Genomic DNA, 480 nt, shown 5'->3' on the forward strand with positions numbered 1-480 from the left:
GTAAAGACGACTGAACGGGGCTGAAATGCGGCCTTGGTGACCTAACGCTTTTCGCGGTTTAGGGCTAAGCTGAGCCATGCTCGAGTGGATTCAAAACACGATGTCGACCCTTGGCTATCCGGGCGTCGCGCTGCTGATGTTTGTAGAAAATCTCTTCCCGCCGATTCCGAGCGAACTCATCATGCCGCTCGCAGGGTTTACCGCCGGGCGCGGCGAGCTGTCGTTTATCTGGGTGGTCGTCGCAGGCTCGCTCGGGTCGCTCCTGGGCCAACTGCCGCTCTACTATCTAGGCCGCTTGGTCGGTGAAGAGAAGCTGGTGCGCTGGGCCGACCGCTACGGTAAATGGCTCACCCTTTCCGGCGACGACATCCGGAAAGCTGACGACTGGTTCGATAAACACGGCACCAAGGCAGTTTTTATCGCCCGGCTGATCCCCGGCCTGCGCTCGCTCATCTCCATCCCGGCAGGCATCAGCGAGAT

At 59.8% G+C, this 480-nt stretch carries 1 protein-coding gene; it reads left to right on the forward strand.

Translation table 11 applies throughout. The features are described 5' to 3' along the window. Positions 1-76: 76 nt before the first annotated feature. Positions 77-480, forward strand: a 404-nt coding sequence (locus tag AC0C6X_RS30155; RefSeq protein WP_472956708.1) for a DedA family protein, incomplete at its 3' end; no start/stop codon positions are given.

The sequence above is a fragment of the Ensifer sp. VA4 genome, from assembly GCF_055710065.1.